13 protein-coding genes are annotated in these 14,209 nt (G+C 71.4%); 1 reads left to right on the forward strand and 12 read right to left on the reverse strand.

Features of this window, described 5'->3' with window-relative positions; translation table 11 throughout:
- Positions 1-8 precede the first annotated feature (8 nt).
- From carB to pyrR, 6 genes are all read right to left on the reverse strand, one after another.
- Positions 9-3,317, reverse strand: a complete 3,309-nt coding sequence (carB, locus tag IG74_RS0113265; RefSeq protein ID WP_030674865.1) for a carbamoyl-phosphate synthase large subunit — start codon at positions 3,315-3,317, stop codon at positions 9-11.
- A complete protein-coding gene (carA, locus tag IG74_RS0113270) occupies positions 3,310-4,452 on the reverse strand; it encodes a glutamine-hydrolyzing carbamoyl-phosphate synthase small subunit (protein WP_030674868.1) in 1,143 nt (380 codons plus the stop codon). Before carA ends, carB begins: the two co-directional genes overlap by 8 nt.
- Complete coding sequence (locus IG74_RS0113275) at positions 4,449-5,132, reverse strand: hypothetical protein (RefSeq protein WP_030674871.1); 684 nt, start codon at positions 5,130-5,132, stop codon at positions 4,449-4,451. The genes carA and IG74_RS0113275 overlap by 4 nt, the downstream gene beginning before the upstream one ends.
- Complete coding sequence (locus tag IG74_RS0113280; protein WP_030674873.1) at positions 5,129-6,415, reverse strand: dihydroorotase; 1,287 nt, start codon at positions 6,413-6,415, stop codon at positions 5,129-5,131. The genes IG74_RS0113275 and IG74_RS0113280 overlap by 4 nt, the downstream gene beginning before the upstream one ends.
- Before the next feature lie 5 nt (positions 6,416-6,420).
- The gene (locus tag IG74_RS0113285; protein ID WP_030674876.1) at positions 6,421-7,398 is read right to left on the reverse strand and encodes an aspartate carbamoyltransferase catalytic subunit; all 978 of its coding nucleotides are present in this window, start codon (positions 7,396-7,398) and stop codon (positions 6,421-6,423) included.
- Between the two features lie 123 nt (positions 7,399-7,521).
- Positions 7,522-8,097, reverse strand: coding sequence for a bifunctional pyr operon transcriptional regulator/uracil phosphoribosyltransferase PyrR (gene pyrR, locus IG74_RS0113290; protein WP_030674879.1), 576 nt, complete (start codon positions 8,095-8,097; stop codon positions 7,522-7,524).
- 240 nt (positions 8,098-8,337) lie between these two features.
- Between pyrR and bldD the strand changes: the two genes are divergently transcribed.
- Positions 8,338-8,838, forward strand: a complete 501-nt coding sequence (gene bldD / locus IG74_RS0113295) for a transcriptional regulator BldD (protein ID WP_016638847.1) — start codon at positions 8,338-8,340, stop codon at positions 8,836-8,838.
- A 229-nt stretch (positions 8,839-9,067) separates the two neighbouring features.
- Here bldD and nusB read toward each other — a convergent pair whose 3' ends face one another.
- The 6 genes from nusB to IG74_RS0113325 form a co-directional block, all read right to left on the reverse strand.
- Positions 9,068-9,499: a transcription antitermination factor NusB gene (gene nusB / locus IG74_RS0113300; protein ID WP_030674883.1), complete on the reverse strand. Its 432-nt coding sequence runs from the start codon at positions 9,497-9,499 to the stop codon at positions 9,068-9,070.
- A gap of 2 nt (positions 9,500-9,501) precedes the next feature.
- Positions 9,502-10,068: an elongation factor P gene (efp, locus tag IG74_RS0113305; RefSeq protein ID WP_030674886.1), complete on the reverse strand. Its 567-nt coding sequence runs from the start codon at positions 10,066-10,068 to the stop codon at positions 9,502-9,504.
- Positions 10,069-10,114: 46 nt separating this feature from the next.
- On the reverse strand, positions 10,115-11,221 hold the full coding sequence (locus tag IG74_RS0113310; RefSeq protein ID WP_030674890.1) for an aminopeptidase P family protein: 1,107 nt from the start codon (positions 11,219-11,221) through the stop codon (positions 10,115-10,117).
- Positions 11,222-11,382: 161 nt separating this feature from the next.
- The gene (locus IG74_RS0113315) at positions 11,383-12,351 is read right to left on the reverse strand and encodes an AAA family ATPase (RefSeq protein ID WP_030674893.1); all 969 of its coding nucleotides are present in this window, start codon (positions 12,349-12,351) and stop codon (positions 11,383-11,385) included.
- A 158-nt stretch (positions 12,352-12,509) separates the two neighbouring features.
- On the reverse strand, positions 12,510-13,601 hold the full coding sequence (gene aroB, locus IG74_RS0113320; RefSeq protein ID WP_030674896.1) for a 3-dehydroquinate synthase: 1,092 nt from the start codon (positions 13,599-13,601) through the stop codon (positions 12,510-12,512).
- The gene (locus IG74_RS0113325; protein ID WP_051854846.1) at positions 13,598-14,080 is read right to left on the reverse strand and encodes a shikimate kinase; all 483 of its coding nucleotides are present in this window, start codon (positions 14,078-14,080) and stop codon (positions 13,598-13,600) included. The genes aroB and IG74_RS0113325 overlap by 4 nt, the downstream gene beginning before the upstream one ends.
- Between the last annotated feature and the right edge of the window lie 129 nt (positions 14,081-14,209).

A 14,209-nucleotide genomic window follows, 5' to 3' on the forward strand; every position in this document is an offset into this window, starting at 1 on the left:
TGGGCTGTCTAGTCGCGGGCCGCGGTCAGGTGTTCCGCGTGTTCCTGGAGCGAGCGCACGCCCACTCCGCCGTGGTGGAGCGCGTCGATGCCCTGCACCGCGGCGGCGAGGCCCTGGACCGTCGTCAGGCACGGCACGGACCGGGCGACGGCCGCGGTGCGGATGTCGTAGCCGTCGAGGCGGCCGCCGGTGCCGTACGGGGTGTTGACGATGAGGTCGACCTGGCCGTCGTGGATCAGCTGGACGATGGTCTTCTCGCCGTTCGGGCCCTCGCCCTCGGACTGCTTGCGCACGACCGTGGCGTTGATGCCGTTGCGCCGGAGCACCTCGGCCGTGCCGGACGTGGCGAGCAGCTCGAAGCCGTGCGCGACGAGCTCGCGCGCCGGGAAGATCATCGAGCGCTTGTCGCGGTTGGCGACGGAGATGAAGGCGCGGCCCTTGGTGGGCAGCGGCCCGTACGCGCCCGCCTGCGACTTGGCGTACGCCGTGCCGAAGACGGAGTCGATGCCCATGACCTCGCCGGTGGAGCGCATCTCCGGGCCGAGCACGGTGTCGACGCCGCGGCCCTGGATGTCGCGGAAGCGCGACCACGGCATCACGGCCTCCTTGACGGAGATCGGCGCGTCGAGCGGCAGCTCGCCGCCGTCACCGGTGGCCGGAAGCAGCCCCTCGGCGCGCAGCTCGGCGACGGTCGCGCCGAGCGAGATGCGGGCGGCGGCCTTGGCGAGCGGTACCGCGGTGGCCTTCGAGGTGAAGGGCACGGTGCGCGAGGCGCGCGGGTTGGCCTCCAGGACGTACAGGATGTCCCCGGCCATGGCGAACTGGATGTTGATCAGGCCGCGCACGCCGACGCCCTTGGCGATGGCCTCCGTGGAGGTGCGCAGGCGCTTGATGTCGTGGCCGCCGAGCGTGATCGGGGGCAGCGCGCACGCCGAGTCGCCGGAGTGGATGCCGGCCTCCTCGATGTGCTCCATGACGCCGCCGAGGTACAGCTCGTGGCCGTCGTAGAGCGCGTCGACGTCGATCTCGATGGCGTCGTCGAGGAAGCGGTCGACGAGGACCGGGCGGTCGGCGCTGATCTCGGTGGACTCGGCGATGTACGCCTGGAGGCGGGCCTCCTCGTACACGATCTCCATGCCGCGGCCGCCGAGCACGTACGAGGGCCGGACGAGCACGGGGTAGCCGATCTCGTCGGCGATGGCCTTGGCCTCGGCGAAGGTCGTGGCGGTGCCGTGCTTGGGCGCGGGCAGGCCCGCCTCGGCGAGCACCCGGCCGAAGGCGCCGCGGTCCTCGGCGGCGTGGATGGCCTCCGGGGAGGTGCCGACGACCGGCACGCCGTTGTCCTTCAGGGCCTGCGAGAGGCCGAGCGGGGTCTGGCCGCCGAGCTGGACGACGACGCCCGCGATCGGGCCCGCGAGGGACTCCGCGTGGACGATCTCCAGGACGTCCTCCAGGGTGAGCGGCTCGAAGTAGAGCCGGTCGGAGGTGTCGTAGTCGGTGGAGACGGTCTCCGGGTTGCAGTTGACCATGACGGTCTCGTAGCCCGCGTCGCTGAGCGCGAAGGAGGCGTGCACGCAGGAGTAGTCGAACTCGATGCCCTGGCCGATGCGGTTCGGGCCCGAGCCCAGGATGATCACCGCGGGCTTCTCGCGCTGCGCGACCTCGGTCTCCTCGTCGTAGGAGGAGTAGAAGTACGGCGTCTTCGCGGCGAACTCGGCGGCGCAGGTGTCGACCGTCTTGTAGACGGGACGGACACCGAGGGCGTGCCGGACCTCGCGCACCACGTCCTCGCGCAGGCCGCGGATCTCGGCGATCTGCGTGTCGGAGAAGCCGTGCCGCTTGGCCTCGGCGAGCAGCTCCATGGTGAGGTCGTCGGCCTCGGTCAGCTCGTCCGCGATCTCCTTGATCAGGAAGAGCTGGTCGACGAACCACGGGTCGATCTTCGTGGCGTCGAAGACCTCCTGGGGCGTGGCGCCGGCGCGGATGGCCTGCATGACGGTGTTGATGCGGCCGTCGGTGGGGCGCACGGCGGCGCGCAGGAGCGTGTACTTGTCGCCGGGCTTGCCGGTGAAGGAGAACTGGCTGCCCTTCTTCTCCAGGGAGCGCAGCGCCTTCTGCAGGGCCTCGGTGAAGTTGCGGCCGATGGCCATGGCCTCGCCGACCGACTTCATGGTCGTGGTGAGCGTCGAGTCCGCCTGCGGGAACTTCTCGAAGGCGAAGCGCGGCGCCTTGACGACCACGTAGTCGAGGGTCGGCTCGAAGGAGGCCGGGGTCTTCTCGGTGATGTCGTTGGGGATCTCGTCGAGCGTGTACCCCACGGCCAGCTTTGCGGCGATCTTCGCGATCGGGAATCCGGTGGCCTTCGAAGCGAGCGCGGAGGACCGCGAGACGCGCGGGTTCATCTCGATGACGATCACGCGGCCGTCGACCGGGTTCACCGCGAACTGGATGTTGCAGCCGCCGGTGTCGACGCCCACCTCACGGATGATCGCGATGCCGACGTCCCGCAGGATCTGGTACTCGCGGTCGGTGAGGGTCATCGCGGGCGCGACGGTGATCGAGTCACCGGTGTGTACGCCCATCGGGTCGAAGTTCTCGATGGAGCAGACGACCACGACGTTGTCGCTCTTGTCGCGCATCAGCTCCAGCTCGTACTCCTTCCAGCCGAGGATGGACTCCTCCAGGAGCACCTCGGTGGTCGGCGAGAGCGTGAGGCCCTGGCCCGCGATGCGGCGCAGTTCGTCCTCGTTGTGCGCGAAGCCGGAGCCCGCGCCGCCCATGGTGAAGGACGGGCGGACGACGACCGGGTAGCCGCCGAGCTCGTCGACGCCGCCCAGGACGTCGTCCATGGAGTGGCAGATCACCGAGCGTGCGGACTCGCCGTGGCCGATCTTGGCGCGGACGGCCTCGACGACCGCCTTGAACAGGTCGCGGTCCTCGCCCTTGTTGATCGCCTCGACGTTGGCGCCGATCAGCTCGACGCCGTACTTCTCCAGGACGCCCTGCTCGTGCATCGAGATGGCGGTGTTGAGTGCGGTCTGGCCGCCCAGGGTGGGCAGGAGCGCGTCGGGGCGCTCCTTGGCGATGATCTTCTCGACGAACTCCGGCGTGATCGGCTCGACGTACGTGGCGTCGGCGATCTCCGGGTCGGTCATGATCGTCGCCGGGTTCGAGTTGACGAGGATGACGCGCAGGCCCTCGGACTTGAGGATGCGGCACGCCTGGGTCCCGGAGTAGTCGAACTCCGCGGCCTGGCCGATGACGATCGGGCCGGAGCCGATGACCAGGACGGACTGGATATCGGTGCGCTTAGGCACGCTGGCCCTCCATCAGGGAAACGAAACGGTCGAAGAGGTACGCGGCGTCGTGCGGGCCGGCGGCCGCCTCGGGGTGGTACTGGACGCTGAACGCGGGCTGGTCGAGGAGCTGGAGCCCCTCCACCACCTGGTCGTTGAGGCACACGTGGGAGACCTCGGCGCGCCCGAAGGGGGTGTCGGAGACCTTGTCGAGCGGCGCGTCGACGGCGAAGCCGTGGTTGTGCGCGGTGACCTCGACCTTGCCCGTGGTGCGGTCCTGCACGGGCTGGTTGATGCCCCGGTGGCCGTACTTCAGCTTGTACGTGCCGAAGCCGAGGGCGCGGCCGAGGATCTGGTTGCCGAAGCAGATGCCGAACAGCGGCGTCTTCCGCTTCAGGACCTCCTGCATGACGGCCACGGGGCCGTCGGCGGTCGCCGGGTCGCCGGGGCCGTTGGAGAAGAACACGCCGTCGGGGTTGACGGCGTAGACGTCATCGGCGGTCGCGGTGGCGGGAAGGACGTGCACCTCGATGCCGCGCTCGGCCATGCGGTGCGGGGTCATGCCCTTGATGCCGAGGTCGACGGCGGCGACCGTGAACCGCTTCTCGCCGATCGCCGGGACGACGTACGTCTCCTTGGTGGCGACCTCGGCGGAGAGGTTCGCGCCCTTCATCTGCGGCTGCGCCTGCACCTTGGCGAGCAGCTCGGCGTCGGCGGCGATCGTGTCGCCGGAGAAGACGCCGACGCGCATGGCGCCGCGCTCGCGCAGGTGGCGGGTCAGGGCGCGGGTGTCGACGCCGCTGATGCCGACGACGCCCTGCCGCTGGAGCTCCTCGTCGAGGGAGCGCCGGGAGCGCCAGTTGGAGGGCACCCGGGCGGGGTCGCGCACCACGTAGCCCGCGACCCAGATCCGCTGCGACTCGGGGTCCTCGTCGTTGACGCCGGTGTTGCCGACGTGCGGCGCGGTCATCACGACGACCTGACGGTGGTACGAGGGGTCGGTGAGGGTCTCCTGGTAGCCGGTCATGCCGGTGGAGAAGACGGCCTCGCCGAAGGTCTCCCCCACCGCGCCGTAGGCGCGGCCGCGGAAGACCCGGCCGTCCTCAAGGACGAGTACGGCGGGAGTCTTCGCGACTCCCTTGGTGGAGGTCGTCATCGTGCGCCTTCCGTTTCCGTCGTGCTGTGGATCCCGGCGCCGGTGCCGTCGATCTCGGTGTTGTCGATCATGTTGTTGAGGGTCTCGACCCAGTCGGCCTGCTCCGCGGCGTGGTCGGAGCGGAAGCCGGAGTCGATCAGCTTGTCGCCGTGCGCCCAGGTGACGATCAGCAGACCGCCCTCGGCGAGGACCTTGCCCGCGATGCCCTTGTCAAGGCGGGCCTCGCGCAGGGCCTCCTTCGGGATGAAGAAGTCCCGCGCCCCGGGGCGGACGACGTCCAGGCCCGCCTCGGTGAGGGTCAGCTCCACGCGGCTGCGGGTGCCCAGACCGTGCGCCACGATGCGGTCAAGCCACTGGCCCGCCGTGGTCGAGCCGTGGTAGCGGCCGGTCAGCTCAAGTTTCGTCGCACCGGGCTCGGACGGCACATCGGGCAGTGGCGGCTTGCCGCCTCCGTTGAGGGTGGTGGTGGGAGACGGGCGGGAGGGGAGCTCGGGGAGGTCGCCCTGGAGGGTGCCGCGCCACTTCCAGCCCTCGCGCATCAGCCAGTAGACGAGCGCGATGAAGAGCAGGATTCCGACGACCCAGCCGATCCGCGCGGCCCAGTCGGTGACCTGCGCCGACTTTTCGTCGGCGGCCAGCTGGGGCAGGGCGGAGGGGGTGAGGAGATGCGTTGCGGTCACTGAAGCTTCCCGTCGACGAGCGTGGCCCGACCCCGGAGCCAGGTGTGCGTGACGCGTCCCGGAAGCTCACGGCCCTCGTAGGGGGTGTTGCGGCTCCGGGAGGCGAAGCCCGCGGGGTCCACCTCTCCACGGTATGCCGGATCGACGAGGGTGAGGTTCGCGGGCTCGCCGGGCGCGACGGGGCGACCCTGGCCCTTCGCCTGCCCGATCTCGGCGGGCTTGGCGGACATCCGGTCGGCGACCCCGGCCCAGGTGAGCAGGCCGGTGTCGACCATCGTGTGCTGGACCACCGAGAGGGCGGTCTCCAGGCCCACCATGCCCATGGCGGCCGCGGCCCACTCGCAGTCCTTGTCCTCGTGCGGGTGCGGGGCGTGGTCGGTGGCGACGATGTCGATGGTGCCGTCGGCCAGGGCCTCGCGCAGCGCCAGCACGTCGGCCTCCGTGCGCAGCGGCGGGTTGACCTTGTAGACCGGGTTGTAGGAGCGGACCAGCTCGTCGGTGAGGAGCAGGTGGTGCGGGGTGACCTCGGCGGTGACGTCGATACCGCGGGACTTGGCCCAGCGGACGATCTCGACGGACCCGGCCGTGGACAGGTGGCAGATGTGCACCCGGGAGCCGACGTGCTCGGCGAGCAGGACGTCCCTGGCGATGATCGACTCCTCGGCGACGGCGGGCCAGCCGCCGAGCCCGAGCTCCGCCGAGACGACGCCCTCGTTCATCTGGGCGCCCTCGGTGAGCCGCGGCTCCTGGGCGTGCTGGGCGACGACGCCGCCGAACGCCTTCACGTACTCCAGGGCGCGCCGCATCATCACGGCGTCGTCGACGCACTTGCCGTCGTCGGAGAAGACGGTGACCCCGGCGGCCGACTCGTGCATGGCGCCCAGTTCGGCGAGCTTCTTGCCCTCGAGGCCGACGGTGACGGCGCCGATCGGCTGCACGTCGCAGTAGCCGGATTCCTTGCCGAGGCGCCAGACCTGCTCGACGACGCCCGCGGTGTCGGCGACCGGGAAGGTGTTGGCCATCGCGAACACCGTGGTGTAGCCGCCGCTCGCGGCCGCGCGGGTGCCGGTGAGGACCGTCTCGGAGTCCTCGCGGCCGGGCTCGCGCAGATGGGTGTGCAGGTCGACCAGGCCCGGCAGGAGGACCTTGCCGTCCGCCTCCACGACGGTGGCGCCCTCGGCGCTCAGGGCGGCGCCCACGGCCTCAATGGTCTCGCCGTCGATCAGCACGTCCTGCGGCTCGCCGCCGAGCACCCGCGCACCACGGATAAGGATCTTGGTCATGATTTCTACTTCTCCTCGGTACGGGTGTGGGTGACGGCGGGCTCCTGGCCGCCGAGCAGCAGATAGAGGACGGCCATGCGGATGGAGACGCCGTTGGCGACCTGCTCGACGACCGTGCAGCGGTCGGAGTCGGCGACCTCGGCGGTGATCTCCATGCCGCGGACCATCGGGCCCGGGTGCATCACGATCGCGTGGTCGGGCATCTTGGCCATGCGGTCGCCGTCCAGGCCGTAGCGGCGCGAGTACTCGCGCTCGGTCGGGAAGAACGCGGCGTTCATGCGCTCGCGCTGGACGCGCAGCATCATCACGGCGTCGGACTTCGGCAGCACGCGGTCCAGGTCGTACGACACCTCGCACGGCCAGTGCTCGACGCCGACCGGCACCAGGGTGGGCGGGGCGACGAGGGTGACCTCGGCGCCGAGCGTGTGCAGCAGGTCGACGTTCGAGCGGGCGACGCGGCTGTGCAGCACGTCACCGACGATCGTGATCCGCTTGCCGCTCAGGTCCTGGCCGAGGCCGGTGTCGCGGCCGACGAGGCGGCGGCGCATGGTGAAGGCGTCGAGCAGGGCCTGCGTGGGGTGCTGGTGGGTGCCGTCGCCGGCGTTGATGACGGCCGCGTCGACCCAGCCGGAGTTCGCGAGTGTGTACGGCGCGCCGGAGGCCCCGTGCCGGATGACGACGGCGTCGACGCCCATGGCCTCCAGGGTCTGCGCGGTGTCCTTCAGGGACTCCCCCTTGGAGACGCTCGACCCCTTGGCGCTGAAGTTGATCACGTCGGCGGAGAGCCGCTTCTCGGCGGCCTCGAACGAGATCCGGGTGCGGGTCGAGTCCTCGAAGAAGAGGTTGACGACGGTACGGCCGCGCAGCGTCGGCAGTTTCTTGATCGGCCGGTCGGCGACGCGGGCCATCTCCTCGGCGGTGTCGAGGATGAGCACGGCGTCGTCGCGGGTGAGGTCGGCGGCCGAGATGAGGTGTCGCATCATCTGGTGGGCTCCGTAAGGGATTTCAGGTGTGCATCAGGCCTGGGGGCGCCCCTGGGCCGGGCAGCGGGCACGCGGGCGCGCGTCAGTACGGACCCGGCGGGTCCGGTACCGGTACGGGGCGGGCTACTGCTCGCCGGCCGCGGCGGTCGGCTTGGCACCGAGCAGCACGGCGTCGCGGCCGTCCTCCTCGGCGAGCTGGACCTTGACCGTCTCCCGCAGCGACGTCGGGAGGTTCTTGCCGACGTAGTCGGCGCGGATGGGCAGTTCTCGGTGACCGCGGTCGACGAGGACGGCGAGCTGCACCGCGCGCGGGCGGCCGATGTCGTTCAGGGCGTCGAGGGCGGCGCGGATGGTGCGGCCGGAGAAGAGCACGTCGTCGACGAGGACGACCAGGCGGCCGTCGATGCCGTCACCGGGGATCTCGGTGCGGGCGAGCGCACGCGGCGGATGCATGCGCAGGTCGTCGCGGTACATCGTGATGTCGAGGGAGCCGACGGGGACCTTGCGGCCGGTGATCTCCTCGAGCTTGGCGGCGAGCCGCCGGCCGAGGAAGACGCCGCGGGTCGGAATGCCGAGCAGCACGACGTCGTCGGCGCCCTTGGCGCGCTCCACGATTTCGTGGGCGATACGGGTCAACACCCGTGCGATGTCCGGGCCTTCGAGAACGGGCCGCGGCACACCGGAGGCATGCGTGTCCATGAAAACGGACCTCCTTCTCCGCCTCACGGGACGGACTTTAAAGGACGTCTAATTTGCGCCATCTGGCGCCTACAGCGTCTTTCACGGTACCAGCAACGGCAACGTGGGCCGTCACCTCCCCCTCGGAAGGGGCCCTCGGACCCATTCGGCTTGACGCAGCCAAGTAACGCTGCGTAACCTCACAGTGAGTCACCAGCCGCGCGGCGGAGCCGCACGTTGTCACAGCGTCCGGGGAGCTATATGTCCAGCGAATACGCCAAACAGCTCGGGGCCAAGCTCCGCGCCATCCGTACCCAGCAGGGCCTTTCCCTCCACGGTGTCGAGGAGAAGTCCCAGGGTCGCTGGAAGGCGGTCGTGGTGGGGTCGTACGAGCGCGGCGACCGCGCCGTGACCGTGCAGCGCCTCGCCGAGCTGGCGGATTTCTACGGCGTTCCGGTGCAGGAACTGCTGCCTGGCACCCCGCCCGGCGGTGCCGCAGAGCCGCCGCCCAAGCTGGTCCTTGACCTGGAGCGGCTCGCCCACGTCCCCGCCGAGAAGGCAGGCCCGCTGCAGCGGTACGCCGCCACGATCCAGTCCCAGCGCGGTGACTACAACGGCAAGGTCCTCTCCATCCGCCAGGACGACCTGCGCACCCTCGCCGTGATCTACGATCAGTCGCCGTCGGTGCTCACCGAGCAGCTGATCAGCTGGGGCGTCCTGGACGCGGACGCGCGCCGCGCCGTGGCCCACGAAGAGGTCTGAGCCCGTCAAGGGCGAATCCAGCAGAAACGTGCCGCCGGGGTGGCCGGAAACCCAGAGAGGGTTTCCGGCCACCCCGGCGGCTTTGTCATGCCCAGTGGCAGCTTTGTCGGGCGCCGCGGTGGCGGCTTTGTCGGACCCGGTGGATTTCGCCGCCGTACGGAAAACCCCGGAGGGCCCGCGGCCGTATTGGCCGCGGGCCCTCCGGGGTGCCGCGAAATCGAACTGAACGCTATGCGTCCCGGCGAAGGCTCGGCTTGAGGTCCTTGAACCGACCGAGCAGCCCATTCACAAAAGCGGGCGAGTCATCGGTCGAGAACTCCTTGGCGAGCTGGACGGCCTCGTCGAGGACGACGGCGTCCGGCGTACCGTCCACCCAGATGAGTTCGTACGCGCCGAGCCGCAGGATGTTGCGGTCGACGACCGGCATCCGGTCGAGCGTCCACCCCACCGCGTACTGGGAGATCAGCTCGTCGATGCGGGCCGCGTACTCCTGGTAGCCCTCGACGAGCTCCATCGTGTACTCGCTCACCGGCGGCTGGCGCGTGTCGGTCCGCGAGTGGCGCACCCAGTCCGCGAGCACGGTGAGTACGTCGACGCCACGCTGGTCGGCCTCGAAGAGGATCTGGAAGGCGCGCTTGCGGGCCGTGTTACGGGCGGCCACGGTTAGCTGTTCACCCGGCCGAGGTAGCTGCTGTCACGGGTGTCGACCTTGATCTTCTCACCGGTGGTGATGAAGAGCGGCACGTTGATCTGGTGGCCGGTCTCCAGGGTGGCGGGCTTGGTGCCACCGGTGGAGCGGTCGCCCTGGACGCCCGGCTCGGTCTCCTGGATGACGAGCTCGACGGCGGCGGGCAGCTCGAGGAAGAGGACCTCGCCCTCGTGCTGCGCGACCGTGGCGGTGAAGCCCTCGATCAGGAAGTTCGCGGCGTCGCCGACGGCCTTCTTGTCGATGTGCAGCTGGTCGTAGGTCTCCATGTCCATGAAGACGAAGTACTCGCCGTCCATGTACGAGAACTGCATGTCGCGCTTGTCGACAGTGGCGGTCTCGACCTTGACGCCGGCGTTGAACGTCTTGTCGACGACCTTCCCGGAGAGCACGTTCTTCAGCTTGGTGCGCACGAAGGCAGGGCCCTTGCCGGGCTTGACGTGCTGGAACTCGACGACGGACCAGAGCTGGCCCCCGTCGAGCTTGAGCACCATGCCGTTCTTGAGGTCGTTCGTGGAAGCCACGGTTGCGGAATCTCCTGGACTGACGTGGACGACCCCGGCGCACGCGCTACAGCGCGAGCAGCTCCTTGGTCGTGATGGTGAGTAGCTCGGGTCCGCCGTCCGCTTCGCAGCGAACGACGAGCGTGTCATCGATCCGGACCCCGCCCCGGCCCGGGAGGTGAACCCCCGGTTCGACGGTGACCGGCACGCAAGCGTCCAGTTTACCCATGGCTGCGGGCGCCAACTGCGGGTCCTCGTTGATTTCGAGCCCCACGCCGTGTCCGGTGCGCGGAGCGAGGCCCTCCGCGTACCCGGCGGCGTCCAGGACGTGGCGGGCCGCGCGGTCCACGTCGCGGCAGGCGGCGCCGGGTGCGAGGGCCTCACGCCCGGCCCGCTGAGCGGCGAAGACGACGTCGTACAGCTCGATCTGCCAGTCCGCGGGGGAGGTGCCGATCACGAAGGTCCGCCCGATCTCGCTCCGGTATCCGCGGTACGCGGCGCCGAGGCACACGGACAGGAAGTCGCCCTCCTCGACGCGCCGGTCGGTGGGGCGGTGGCCGCCGCGCCCGGAGTGCGGCCCGGTGGCCACGGAGGTCGGGAAGGCGGCGCCGTCCGCGCCGTGGTCGACGAGCCGCCGCTCCAGCTCCAGGGCGAGATGGCGCTCGGTGCGTCCCACCAGGATCGACTCCAGGAGCTCCCCGAGGGCCTGGTCGGCGATCTCCGACGCGATCCGCAGACAGGAGATCTCCTCCTCGTCCTTGACGAGGCGCAGCTGCTCCACGCCGCGTGCGAGGTCGACCAGGCGGAGCCGGGGCGCCACGGAGGCCAGGGCCCGGTGCCGGGCCACGCTCAGATGGTGCTCCTCCACGGCGAGGGAGTCCGCGCCCTGCGCCACCGCCTGCCCGGCCGCCGCGACGGCGGCGTCGCCGTCCGGCGTGTCGAGCACCCGGGTGCGCAGCTCGGCGTCGGGCCGCTCGGGGCCGTCCTCCGCCCCCTCCCCCGGCGGCCGGGGGCACAGCAGTACGTCCTCGGACCGGCCCAGGAGAAGGGCGGCCCCGCTGGGCGCCGCACCGGCGAGATAGCGGATGTTGGCGGGCCGGGACACCAGGGCCGCGCCGCTCCCCGCACACTGCTCCCTGAGCCGCTCCCGCCGAGCCGCGTACACCTCTGACATGGGGCGAGCCTAAGAGCGCACCCCGGCCCCGGCTGTCTCAGCGCGTCCGACCGGGCGTCGGCACCGCGCGTACGAGGGGGCGGGGGCGGAGCGGTTGACGGGCCCGTCGGGCCCGCAGCGGGGCGCCTGGGGCCCGTGGGAGGGGCGCTACGGCCGGGCCGCTACCACTTCGGTGGGCTCGTGAGGGCCCTGGTCAGGACCTCGTCCAGGAAGCGGGCGGTGGCGGGGACGTCCAGCTGGGAGTTGTCGATGATGGGCAGGCCCGAGCCGTACCAGCCGGCCATGCGGCCGTGGATGCGGGCCACCTCCTCGTCGGTGAGGCGGCGGTTGCCCGAGCGCTGGGCGTTGCGCTCCAGGACGATCTCCAGGCCGGGCAGCAGGACGACGGGCAGCAGGCCGGGGCCCACGTGCCGCTTCCAGCCGCCGAGGCCGACGACGGGGCGGTCCGGGAAGACGGCGTCGTCGAGGACGCAGGAAATGCCGTTGGCCAGGAAGTTCCGCGCGGCGAAGCCGCAGGTGCGGCGGGCCAGGCGGTACTGCGCCTCGGAGTGGTCGTTCCACCCCGTCTGGGGGTCGGCGAAGCCCGAGCGGACCCATTCGCGGACGTCGTCGAGGCTGATGTGGGCCGTGGGCACGCGGCGGTGCTCGGCCCAGTACTTGGCGACGCTGGTCTTGCCCGCGCCCGCGGGGCCGATGAGGAGCACGGCGAGGGTCGTGGAGCCGGTGTCGGCCGGGGCCGGTCCCGGCGGCGGGCTGGGCACGGCGACGGGGCCGCCGGGCGGGAGCTGGATGTGGCTCGTGGTGTCGCGGGCGGGCGGCGCCGGGGCCGGGGCGTGGTGCGCGGCGGGCGGGGCCGCGTGGGGGGGCGGCGCTCCGGCGGGGGCGTGGGGGGCCGGTGGGGCTCCCGGGGCGTGCGTCGCGCTCGGCAGGGGGGCCTGGCCCGGGTGGTGCGGGGCGGGACCGGAGGGGGCGCCCGCGAAGCCCGGCGCGGGTGCTCCGTGCGGTGCGCCGACGGGCACCGGGCCCGGCTGCGGGAGACTCGGATGATGGGCGGCCATCGACCAGCCGGTGGCCGGTCCGTGCCCCGGCTGAGGGGGCGGCGGCAGCGGAGACCCCACGGTGTGCTGCATCCGGTGCCACTCCGTCTCGTGCGACTGACCTGGTACGGGCGGCAGGGCCACCCGCATGGAACGGTACCGCCCCCGGCCGACGTTGTGTGAACGGCCGGGACGGCCCCGAAGTGCCCGTGGCTTGTTTCGCTCCGCCCGCGCGCGGGCGGAGCGAACGGTCAGTCGGCTACTTCGCCGTACGCGGCGAGCAGCACCGCCGGATCCGGCCCCTCCAGGACGGTCGGCTTGGCCAGGCCGTCGAGGACGATGAAGCGCAGCAGGTCGCCGCGGGACTTCTTGTCGACCTTCATCGTCTCCAGGAGCTTGGGCCACTGGTCGTAGCGGTAGCTCAGGGGCAGGCCCACGGACTCCAGGACCGTGCGGTGCCGGTCCGCCGTCTCGTCGTCCAACCGTCCGGCCAGTCGGCCGAGTTCGGCCGCGAAGTGCATGCCGACCGCGACGGCGGCGCCGTGCCGCCACTTGTAGCGCTCGTTCTTCTCGATGGCGTGCGCCAGCGTGTGGCCGTAGTTGAGGATCTCGCGGCGGCCGGACTCCTTCAGGTCGCCGGAGACGACGTCGGCCTTGACCCTGATGGAGCGCTCGATCAGCTCGGCGGTGTGCGGCCCGGTGGGCGTGCGGGCCGCCTGCGGGTCGGCCTCGATCAGGTCGAGGATCGCGGGGTCCGCGATGAACCCGGCCTTGATGATCTCCGCGAGCCCGGAGACGTAGTCGTGCACCGGCAGCGAGTCGAGCGCCGCGAGGTCGCAGAGCACGCCCGCGGGCGGGTGGAAGGAGCCCACCAGGTTCTTGCCCTCGGCGGTGTTGATGCCGGTCTTGCCGCCGACCGCCGCGTCCACCATGGCGAGCACGGTCGTGGGGATCGCGATCCAGCGCACCCCGCGCAGCCAGGTCGCGGCCACGAACCCGGCCACGTCGGTGGTGGCGCCGCCGCCCACGCCGACGATCACGTCGGTGCGGGTGAAGCCGGACTGGCCGAGCGCCTTCCAGCAGTAGGCGGCGACCTCGGCGGTCTTGGCCTCCTCGGCGTTGGGCACCTGGATGGCCACCGCCTCGTACCCCTGGTCCGCCAGGTCCTGGCAGAGCGCCTCGCCGGTGTCGGCGAGCGCCTCGGGGTGGATGACGGCCACGCGCTTGGCCGAGTCGCCGATCAGGCCGCCGAGCTCACCGAGCAGCTGCCGCCCGACGAGCACCTCGTACGGCTCCGTGCCCGCCGTACCGCCGACGGGGATCCGCGTCACTGCCTCACTCATGCTTCAGTCAACTCCAGGGCGTCGAGGACCGCTTCGGCGACCTCTTCAGGGGTCCGGCCGTCGGTGGCGACGACGGCGCGGGCGACTTCTTCGTACAGGTGGCGGCGTGCGTCCATCAGCTCGCGCCACTGCTTGCGCGGGTTGACGGCGAGCAGCGGCCGCGCGGCGCCGAGGCCGACGCGGCGCACGGCTTCCTCGACGTCCATCGAGAGATAGACGACGGGCAGGCCGTGCAGCAGCGACCGGGTGCCCTCGTCGAGGACCGCGCCGCCGCCGAGGCCGAGGACTCCCTCGTGCTCGGCGACGGCGGTGCGCACCGCCGCGCGCTCCAGGGCGCGGAAGTGCTCCTCGCCGTCCTCGACGAAGATGTCGGAGATCTCGCGGCCCTGGGCCGCGACGATGTCGGCGTCGGTGTCGCGGTAGGGCAGGCCGAGCCGCTCGGCGAGCAGCCCGCCGACGGTGGACTTGCCGGAGCCCATGGGCCCGACGAGCACGATGCGCGGCGCGTGGGCGCCTTCTGCTGCCGGGTGGTTCACCGGATCTGGAGGTGGTCGAGGTAGGAGGTGACGTTGCGCCGGGTCTCCGGCACGCTGTCACCGCCGAACTTC

Origin of the sequence: Streptomyces sp. NRRL B-1347 (assembly GCF_000720325.1) — a bacterium.
In the GTDB taxonomy this organism is placed as follows: Bacteria; Actinomycetota; Actinomycetes; order Streptomycetales; family Streptomycetaceae; genus Streptomyces.